This is a genomic window from Leucobacter weissii (assembly GCF_017565745.1).
Classification (GTDB): domain Bacteria; phylum Actinomycetota; class Actinomycetes; order Actinomycetales; family Microbacteriaceae; genus Leucobacter; species Leucobacter weissii.
This window is the reverse complement of sequence record NZ_JAGDYM010000018.1, coordinates 23,524-31,711: the sequence shown is the minus strand read 5'-3', so window position 1 is coordinate 31,711 and position 8,188 is coordinate 23,524. Positions and strand designations below refer to the sequence as shown.

8 protein-coding genes are annotated in these 8,188 nt (G+C 67.7%); 2 read left to right on the top strand and 6 right to left on the bottom strand.

Annotated features, from left to right (window positions below):
* Positions 1-85 precede the first annotated feature (85 nt).
* Together J4H92_RS14700 and J4H92_RS14695 are read right to left on the bottom strand one after the other, a co-directional pair.
* The gene (locus tag J4H92_RS14700; RefSeq protein ID WP_208098932.1) at positions 86-1,600 is read right to left on the bottom strand and encodes an ATP-binding protein; all 1,515 of its coding nucleotides are present in this window, start codon (positions 1,598-1,600) and stop codon (positions 86-88) included.
* Positions 1,597-2,427: a hypothetical protein gene (locus J4H92_RS14695; protein ID WP_208098931.1), complete on the bottom strand. Its 831-nt coding sequence runs from the start codon at positions 2,425-2,427 to the stop codon at positions 1,597-1,599. Before J4H92_RS14695 ends, J4H92_RS14700 begins: the two co-directional genes overlap by 4 nt.
* Before the next feature lie 115 nt (positions 2,428-2,542).
* On the opposite strand from J4H92_RS14695, the gene J4H92_RS14690 reads away from it, so the two are divergent.
* Positions 2,543-3,604, top strand: a complete 1,062-nt coding sequence (locus J4H92_RS14690; protein WP_144930895.1) for a CHAT domain-containing protein — start codon at positions 2,543-2,545, stop codon at positions 3,602-3,604.
* A gap of 2 nt (positions 3,605-3,606) precedes the next feature.
* Here J4H92_RS14690 and J4H92_RS14685 read toward each other — a convergent pair whose 3' ends face one another.
* The 3 genes from J4H92_RS14685 to J4H92_RS14675 are packed head-to-tail and all read right to left on the bottom strand — an operon-like array spanning position 3,607 to position 6,775.
* Positions 3,607-5,076, bottom strand: coding sequence for a PrgI family protein (locus J4H92_RS14685; protein ID WP_193338583.1), 1,470 nt, complete (start codon positions 5,074-5,076; stop codon positions 3,607-3,609).
* A gap of 3 nt (positions 5,077-5,079) precedes the next feature.
* Positions 5,080-6,447, bottom strand: a complete 1,368-nt coding sequence (locus tag J4H92_RS14680; RefSeq protein ID WP_208098929.1) for a conjugal transfer protein TrbL — start codon at positions 6,445-6,447, stop codon at positions 5,080-5,082.
* Between the two features lie 31 nt (positions 6,448-6,478).
* Positions 6,479-6,775, bottom strand: coding sequence for a DUF6112 family protein (locus J4H92_RS14675; RefSeq protein ID WP_227007205.1), 297 nt, complete (start codon positions 6,773-6,775; stop codon positions 6,479-6,481).
* 191 nt (positions 6,776-6,966) lie between these two features.
* Between J4H92_RS14675 and J4H92_RS14670 the strand changes: the two genes are divergently transcribed.
* Positions 6,967-7,833, top strand: coding sequence for a TIGR02391 family protein (locus J4H92_RS14670; protein WP_208098928.1), 867 nt, complete (start codon positions 6,967-6,969; stop codon positions 7,831-7,833).
* 14 nt (positions 7,834-7,847) lie between these two features.
* Here the strand turns inward: J4H92_RS14670 and J4H92_RS14665 are convergent, their stop codons facing one another.
* Complete coding sequence (locus tag J4H92_RS14665; protein WP_144930900.1) at positions 7,848-8,114, bottom strand: DUF6112 family protein; 267 nt, start codon at positions 8,112-8,114, stop codon at positions 7,848-7,850.
* Positions 8,115-8,188 lie beyond the last annotated feature (74 nt).

Sequence of the window (8,188 nt, the reverse complement as noted above, 5' to 3'; positions counted from 1 at the left end):
GCCGACGCCGACGAGCAGTGTGAGGGTGCATCTTCCACGAACATGCACTCTCACACCCCGCCCAGCGATACCTCAACCCGCATCTTCACGCTGAAGCGCCTTCAGAAATCTTGAACTTGCGGGGAATTCCTGCGGCGCGGCTGCTGGTGTCGAACAGGGCGAGTTCGTCGGGGTGGAGTTGGTGCTGGCAGACGAAGCTCCTGGCCTTGATCCGCCACAGCCCTTGGCCGACGCCGAGGTTCGGCAAGAGCTGCTGCTCCGTGCCGGTCAGACCGAGGGCGGTCGCGGTCGGTCCGAGCTGGTCGGACTCCTGCCGGTACACGATCCGCGTTTCCGCGTTCGCGAGTAGTGAGTTCGCCAGGGAGCGCATGGCTGAGCCTTGGTCGCCCACGTTGTCGAGGTCGGTGAGCTTGTGGAAGATCAGCATGTTCGCGATCCCGTAGTGCCGCGCGAGTCGCCAGTGCGCATCCATCCGCCGCAGCAGCGCGGGATGGGACATGAGCCGCCAGGCCTCGTCGTAGATCACCCACCGCTGTCCACCGTTCGGGTCGAGCAGCGCGGACTCCATCCACGCCGACGAGCACGTCATCAACACCGAAATGAGCGTCGAGTTCTCGGTGACGCGCGAGAGGTCGAGCGAGATCATCGGCAGCGACGGGTCGAACGCGACCGTCGAAGGCCCGTCGAACAGTCCGGCCAGGTCGCCGGCCACGAGACGGCGCAGCGCGTGGCCGACGAGCCTGCCGTCCTCGGCCAACCGGCCGTCGGCATCCGCGCTCGGGGCGAGGATGCGGTCAACGATCATCGGCAGGATCGGCACGTCGTTCTCCCGCATGGTCTGGGTCAGGGCGATGTCGATCGCGGTGTGCTCCAACGGCGACAAGCCGCGCGCGAGCACGGTCTCCGCGAGTGCGCCGATTAGGTCACGCCGTCGGGCTGCGACAGTGGACGCCCATTGCTCATCCGAGAGACCGCTGGGCCGGTGGCCTTCGTCGAGCGGATTCAGGCGCGTGTTGAGGCCGTGGCCGAGGACGATGGCGCGTCCGCCGACGGCGTTGGCGACGGCGGTGTGTTCGCCCTTCGGGTCGCCGGGCACGTATACGCGCCGTCCGAACGGTAGCGAGCGCGTGTAGAGGGACTTGGCCAGCGATGACTTGCCGGAGCCGACGATCCCGGCCAGCACCACGTTGGGTGCGGTGATGATGCCGCGTGCGTAGAGCACCCACGGGTCGTAGACGAAACTGCCGCCCGAGTAGAGGTCTTGGCCGACGAACACGCCGTCGGCGCCGAGACCGCCCTCGGCGACGAACGGGTACGCGCCCGCCAGCGTCGCCGACGTGTCCTGATGCCGCGTCAGATGGAACCGGCCCGGAGTGCGCAGCCGCGCAGCACCCGGCTCACCGGCCTTCGGCAGGTAGACCGTCGCGCGGCGCTCGGCACGCTCCTCCTCGGCCTTCGCCTTCGCAGCGGCGAGCGCAGTCTTCCGCTGCTCGGCGTGGAGCCTCCCCTCGGCCTTGCGGCGCTGCTTGCGGAGCTTGCGCCGTTCCTTCGACGGTGCCACCAGGACAGCGGTGTGCAGCCGCGCGCGATCCTCGGTCACCGCACCAGCCCCCGCGCCTGCTTGACCGCCGTGATCTTGGCCGGCTCGAACCACGACCCATCCCGCTTCGCCGTCGGCACGTCGGCTCGCTCCGGGGCACCGGGCGACGAGTATGACACCAGCAGTTCCGGCTCGGCCTGTGCCGGTGGGGACTCGATCTGTTCGGCGTCCTGGGGCGCTGCCTCCGGTTCGGTGTAGCGGCGCAGCAGCGAGACGTAGCCGACGTGCGGGTTCACGACCAGCGCGTAGTCGCCCGAGAGCGCCACCCGGTCATTGGTGCCCTCGCCGGGCTCGTTGTAGACGTAGCCGTTCTCCAGCGCGGCATGGGTGGTCTCGTCGCCGTAGTCCCACTGCGCGAGGAAGTCCACCGCATCCACGTGTCCCAGCTCGCCCAGGATGTGCAACGGCCGGTCGGCCTCCTCGCCCTGGAGGAACACCACGCTGACCCACCGCGACGGCATGACCTCCTCGACGGCGGGCTCGGGGTGCCAGGCGATCCGCCCCGCGGCGATGAAGCCTTCCGCGAGCCGGTCGTGGGCCCGGTCGACGAGGTTCGCGGCCTGACGCAACTCTTCCGCAGCAGCGAGCGCCTCCCGCACGCCTGCCTCGTGGCTTCCGGCGTCGTTGAACGCGTGCGCGGCCTTGCGCTCGTGAACATCGGCGATCCGGTCGAGCGCCTGCCGCAGCGAGCGCATGCCCGAGGACAGATCACCGATCACCCCGTACATCTCGGCGGGCTGATCGAAGCCCCGGCTCGCGTGCGCGAGGCCGCGCAAGGCTTCGGACGCCTCGGCGGCGTCGGCAGTCGAATCGAAGAACGTAGGCATGGTGACCTCCTGGTGCCGTATGACGGGGAGGTGCGCACCAGCGAACGGAAAATGTCGGTGGTGCGGCCTAGCGTTGTAGATGACACGAGGGCAAACGAGGCAGGAGCACGACAGAGTGAGCGCAAGTCAGTACCGAGGACAGCTTGACCGCAAGCGCAAACAGCGGATCGACGCGGACAAGAAGGCGGGTGAGTACCGGTCGAAGGAGTCCTCGAAGCGAGCCGATGCCGCCAAGGCGCGGCAGGCTGCCGCAAAGACGACGAGCAGTTCCACCCGCAGCAGCAAGTTGCGGGACGCCGAGCGCCGAGAGAAGGAAGCGGAGACTGCGGGCAAGGAGGCCAGCCGCTGGCAGACACGGGCAGCCGGCTACGCGAAGGACGAGGCCGCGCTACAGACCAAGCTCTCCCGCGCCGAACAGTCGGAGGCCGATGCCGCCGAGAGACGCCGAAAGAGCGAGCAGCAGCGTGCCGACCGGCGGGCGGCGGCTGAACGTGCCCAGCTTGAGTCGCGGATCAGCGGTGCCGAGGTAGCCGTCAGCCACGCGCTGCGTCAGCTCCCAGCGCCCAAGCCGGAGAAGCTCAGAGTGCTCATGCTGGGTGCTTCGGCCGAAGGTGACCTCCGCGTTGGAAGGGAGCAGAAGCGCATCCGGGCAGCGGTCGAGTCGGCTTTGCATCGTGACCAGATCGAACTCGATGTGCGGCCAGCAGCAACCACGGCTGACTTGCTGGACGGCATCACGAAGTTCCGCCCTCACGTGGTCCACTTCTCGGGCCACAGCAACGACGACCTGATCGTCTTTGAGGATGAAGCAGACGAACCCCACGAGGGAGTGATCGTGACGGCGCGAGCCTTCGCACGCGCGATCAGCGCAACCGACGATCCTCCGCTCCTCGTCCTGCTGAACTCGTGTCGCTCCGCAGCCCAGATCGACGACCTGGTGGCTCAAGTCGTGCCGTTCGCGATCGGGATGGCCGACAGCATCGAAGACGCCGATGCGATCAACTACGCCGCACAGTTCTACGCGGCAGTCGCAAACGGGCAGTCCATCAACTCTTCGCATCTGTCGGGACAGGCTGCGCTCGAACTCGCGGGACTGGAAAGCGCTGACCTGCCGACCCTTGCTTGGGCACCCGATGTCGATCCATCAGCCACGATCCTCGTCAGCCCTGAAGGCTGAACTCAGACCCGCCGGCAGAGCGGGAGCGCGGCGGCGGTGAAGGCGGCGGCTTGCTGGCCGACGAGCAGCCGCGTCTCACAGGAGGCTTGGATCGCGGCCTGCTCGATCGCGGCGACGGCGGCATCGAGCTCTTCGCCGGTGGGCGCAGAGACGGCGATGAGGCCGGTGTAGCGGAGGATGCCGTGGCCGGCGGTGAGGTCGGCTTCTTGCTGGAGCACGTCGTGATACTCGGCGGTCTGCGAGGCGTCCTCGATCTGGCCGATCTTCGCGCGCTGGGCCTGGTCGGAGATGTGCTCGACCTTCTTCTTGCGGATGTCGCGAGCAGCGGCATCGGAGCGCATCGGGGTGCAGATCAGCGAGAACGACCGCTGGATGCCGGTGGACAGCAGCACGGGCGACAGGAATCCCGGATAGACGAGCGACCTGGGCCACTCGCTGACCCAGAGCACCGCGTGGTGGGCGGAGTCGGTGCGCAGCTTGCCCCAGGTCTCGGTGACCGCAACCGGCCCTGCGGTCGCGAGGGACTGGCCGAGCCTGCCGTGCCGTTCCAGCGTGGCGGCGATCGCTGGGTCGTAGGCGGAACGCAGCATCACCGCGATGTGCCCTGGTGTCAGCCATCCCGACGGCGAGAGGTCGGCGGAGCGAAGCGCCGCGATGAGAGTGTTCATCTCTTGGCGCAGCACGGCGGCAGCACCGCGTATCCCGCCTCCCGCAGTCCTGATCTGCCGAGCGCTCGTCTTCATGTCCAGTGACAGCGAGAGTGTGGTGGCGTGGCGTTCGCCGGCGGGTCCAGCGCGGTCGATGAGTTCTGCGTAGGTGTCGGCCGCCCATGATCCGTCCGGGGTGCCGTGGGTGGCCCACCATTCGGCCAGTCCGGTGCCGGAGTCCGGCAGAGTCCGCTCCAAGACCTGAAGAGTCGCGATCCGCCCGGAGCGGCAGACGGTGGCCAGCACCCGGCCCCAGGAGCTGACGCGGCGTTCCTGCTCGCCGGGATCGAGGAGCACGAACGCGGGATGGGTGACCTCGCACACCACCGTCAACGTGGCGGCGTGGGGGTCGTGGATCATCCCGACTCCGGTCTCGGGGTCGGTGTACTCGCGCAGCCGTGCCATGTCGCCGGGCAGTGCGAGGGTTCCGACGGGACGCGGGATGACGATCCTGCGTCGGTACAGCAGTTGTCCGCCGGTGGTGCGCCACAGCCACCAGCAGGCGATGGGCAGCCATTCCACGATGGGCCGGCCTGCGATGGGTATCCAGGTCAGCGCGGCGGCGAGTACCCAGATGGGGGCGGTGTAGGCGAGCAGCATCCCGCCACCGGTGTAGAACGCGCCGATGAGCGTGGCTCCGCCGATGGCGAGCGTGATGAGCTGGGTCAGCGACAGGCCGAGGAGGACGCCGCGGCGGGTGAGGCGGGAGAACTTCACCGGCACGAGTTCGCCCGCGGTGGGCCGGTCGTGGTTCGTGCTGCTCATCGTCTACTCCTTCGGTGGGCGTGGCGCGGGCGGCGGGGGCTGCTTCGGTGGCGGTGACGGGTCGGTGCTCGGCGGTCGTGGTGCCGGGCTCGACGGAGGTGCCGCAGGTGCGGCTGCGGGCGGTGGCGGTGTCTGCGCGGCTGCGTCGGCGGCGTGCTCACCCTGGGCTCCCAGCGCGGTTCCGGCCTTCGGCCCGGCGGTCGCGGCACCCTTTGCGATGCTCGCCCCGACTACCACCCCTGCGGCTACGGGACCGGCTGCGGCTGCGCCGCCGCTCGCTGCGGCACCTCCACCAGCCGCGCCTCCGCCGCTCGCGGCGGGTGCCGGTGCCGGGGTCTTCGGCGGTGGCGGTGCGCTGCTTCCTCCGCCGGAGCCTCCGCCCGCGCTCCCGCCGCCGGTTCCGTCGAGCACCTTCTTCGGGTCGCCGCCGCCCTGCGGCTTGGTCGGGACGGGGATCGGGCGGTTGAGGGCGCTCTTGGCGTCCTGCTCGGAACCGATCGCGTGGTACATGTCGAACCCGACGAACGCGATGAACTTGTAGGTGAGGTACGGGGCGAACGCGGCCATCGCCATTAGCACGATTCCCGCGATGGGATCACTGACCGAGGCGAGGTCGGCGTCGATCGGTGCGGAGACCTGGGTGATCGCGACGAGGAACATCACGACGAGCACGAGCTTGGAGCAGATCAGCGCGACGACGAACATCGCCCACTTCCCGATCCACCCCCGCGACGCATCCCACGAGGCACCCGAGAACGCGAGCGGCGCGAACACGACCGCCACCAGCAGGAGCGCTTTCCTGACGAGGAGGGACAGCCACACGATCGCGGCGGCGGTGATCGCGAGGCCGGCCATGAAGATCGTGATGATGGCACCGACACCGGGGGCGGCGATGTTGATACCGACCAGTCCTGCGGCGAGGAGGGCGATCTTGTCGCCCATCGACTCGGTGGTCTCTCCTGCGGCCTGCACAATCCCGATGCACAGCTGATCCACGACTTCGAGCAGCAGCGCGGTCAGCGTGATGACCACGAACGATCCGAGGACGGACTTCGCCAGGCCAAGGGCGGCGCGGGTGAGTGCGGTGGGGTCGCGGCGGATCAATCCGGTGATGAGTTGGAGGCAGAAGAAGATCAGCATCACGAAGACCGCGATGCCGAACAGCAGGTTGTAGACGGCGATGTAGCCGGGCTTGGTGACATCCACGAGGGTCGTGGTGTCGAAGACCGACCAGACGGCCTCGAACAGCCACCCGGCGGCGGCACCCATCGCTTGGGCGAGCCAGTCGAATGGGGCCGCGACCAGAGAGGCGGCTCCTTCGCCGACGGCATCGCAGACCGAGGAGATCACGGGAACGTCGCACACGCCCATCACGGACACCAGCTCTCGACGACAGGCGGGGTCAGACGGACTGGCCGACGTTCCAGAAGAAGTTGATGAGCGTCACGCTCGCGCCGCAGATCACCGCCGCGCCGCAGGAAACGAGGACGCCGATCTTCCCGCGCGAGGCGAGGTGCGGGTTGGAGGAGTTCGCGCCGAAGCCCCACACGATCGCGGACACGATCAGCGCGAGCACGCTGAGGATCAGGCCGATGGTCATCACCGCGCCGACGATGGTGCGCAGCTGGTTGATGCCCGGCAGGCCATTGGTATTGGGGTCGATGTTGATGTCCATCGGCACCAGCAACGGCGCGGACATGACGGTAGTGAGCAGATCGAACACGGTAGGTCTCCTTGGCGACGGGCGGCCCGCCCACGAACTCGCAGACGGGGTACACGCGACAGGTGCGCGCTCGTCGCCGTCCCGTCCCCGCGGTGGCCGCCCGTAGCCTTGGAGTATCTGTGCGTCGCTCGCCCGCACGGGACCGCCGGACGAGAGGTGCAAGGAACATGAGTCAGTACGGGGTGGATTACCTCCAGCGATTGCGTGCCGCTGTTGAGAAGTTCGAGGAAGCGTTCGACGCCTGGATGAGCACTCAGGTTGAGTCGGATCACATGTCGGCGCGCGGACTCTTTCCCACTGTGTGGACAAAGGAAGGCCAGGATCAGAGCGATGTTCAACGGCTCGAACTCGGTGTCGCGGAGGCTGCTGGCCTGGCGGCGAGCGCTGTGTCAGTGACCGGCGCCTACATTGGGATCGCTGGTCTCGGAGCGATCGACCCGATCTCCAACTGGTCATTTATGTCTGCGCCCAAGGCCCCCATCGCGCCTCGGGATATTCGGACTACGACCGCCAACGTCAAGGGCAGGCTCGACGCGATGATCGTCGACGCCGAGTCACGTACGGACTCTGACATTCCGACCTTCGCTCCCGCACAGTTTCACCCCGTGGTCTGGGCTGGTGCTTCCGCCCATTGGACGACGCATCAGTACCGAGTTGCAGTTCGTGAAGCGGCCGAAGGCCTCACGGTCCACTGGAAGGAACGTCTCGGCCGGAACGATGTCGATGACACGGTCTTCTGGCAGCAGACGTTATCGCCGGGCGCTCCTGAACCGGGCAAGCCGAAGCTCACCTGGCCGGGAAGGTCGGATGACACGACGGTGAAGAGCATGCGCGGTGGTCTTGAACCGCTCGCTAAGGCCCTCAACGCGCTGGCCACTGGTCTGAACCTCACGGTCCGCAACGTGACGACGCACACGCGCACCGAACTGTCCGAGCAGGAAGCGATGGAGCGCCTCGCGGCATACAGTTACCTCGCGCGCCTGCTCGACCAGTGCGAGACAGCGAGCGCCGACGCGGAGGAATCGGACCGATGACCGCGACGCCGCAGCTACAAACTTGAACCGACTGTGAGTAGCCAGTTCATCCAGGTCACGCCACCTCCGGCGAGGACTGCCGCGCCGACGGAGACGAGGACACCGATGCGGCCCTTGCTAGCTGTGGCGTAGTTGCCGTGGGCTGTCGCGATGGCCCAGACGATCGCGGAGACGATGAGCATGAGGACTGCGACGATCAGGACGAATGTCAGGAGCGCGCCGACGACGGCGCGGAGGTCGCCGATGCCGCCGAGCCCGTCGAAGTCGGGGAAGACACCCATCGTCGATCACCCGACCGGCAGGGTCAGATGATCAAAATGACGGAGTAGTGCCCTTGATTGCATGCTCATACGAC